Source organism: Catenovulum sp. 2E275, assembly GCF_025515275.1.
Taxonomy (GTDB): domain Bacteria; phylum Pseudomonadota; class Gammaproteobacteria; order Enterobacterales; family Alteromonadaceae; genus Catenovulum.
On sequence record NZ_JAOPFU010000107.1, the window covers coordinates 1 to 1,165 of the forward strand.

General features: G+C 41.2%; 2 protein-coding genes. Both read left to right on the forward strand.

The genetic code is table 11. The features are described 5' to 3' along the window. The coding region (locus N7931_RS19240; protein ID WP_410369366.1) for a transposase at positions 1-459 on the forward strand (459 nt) is incomplete at its 5' end. A 359-nt stretch (positions 460-818) separates the two neighbouring features. Beyond that, positions 819-1,165, forward strand: a 347-nt coding sequence (locus N7931_RS19245; protein WP_262795958.1) for a transposase, incomplete at its 3' end; no start/stop codon positions are given.

The following is a 1,165-nucleotide window of genomic DNA, read 5'->3' on the forward strand; positions in this document are numbered from 1 at the left end:
TGTGACAGCGTGCCACACTTTACAACGATAGCGGCGTTTGTATCCGGGCGCCAGATTGAAATAGAACACCTGTTTGAACAAGTGCTACTGGTTTGCCATCAGCAAGGCTTATTAGGCAATGAACTGTTTGCAATTGACGGTTGTAAAATGTCGTCGAATGCGGCCAAAGAATGGTCAGGCACATTCAAAGAACTTGAGCAGAAACGCGACAAAATAAAACGCCAAATCCGCCACTATTTAAACAAACATCAAACAGAGGATAAGGAAGCGCAAACAACAGAAGATGCTCAGCAAAAACGCCATGAGCAGATGATAGCCACACTCAATAAAGCACACGATAAAATAGATAAGTTTTTAAAAACAAACGAACCAAGACAAGGTCGCAGAAATAAAGAAGTAAAAAGCAATATCACAGACAACCAATCAGCCAAGGTCAATTTATTGCTCCTGCAAAATTGACATTTACGCCATCCATGGCGCTCATGACCACAAGCAAAGGCACGATTCAAGGTTTAACCGACTCAATATCAGCGAAAATATCTATCAAACAGGCACCATTGTCACAGCAGATACCGGCTTTGCCAACGAAAGGAACATGAAGTATCTGCACGAACACCAAATCAATGGTTACATTCCGGACAATCAATTTAGAAGTAGAGACCCCAAGTTCAGCGAACAAAAAATAAAATTATGGTAAACGCCATCAAGAAAACAAAACCAACAAACGCAAACAGACCATACCCGCCAGCGAATTTGACTTTGACCCAACGACATTAAGCTGTGTTTGCCCAGCAGGAGAAACATTAAGTTTTAGAAAAATAGTAGCGCGAGAAACCGGTGTTACTACAGCGTACTTTGAAGGACGGCTACTGCAATGTAGAAACTGCCCACTCAAAACAAAATGCATGCACAACTCAGCCTCAGCAGACCACAGAAAAGGCAATGGCAGACAAGTTTCATTCAGCTTTAAAAACAACAAAAAGCCAAATTATACCGACTGGATGAAACACAGAGTCGATAGTGAAAAAGGCAAACATATTTATAGTCACAGAATGTCGACGGTTGAACCCGTGTTTGCCAATATAGGCACTCAAAAACGGCTCCATAAATTTAGCTTACGTGGCAAAAATAAAGTAAATAGCCAATGGCAGTTATATTGTTTGGT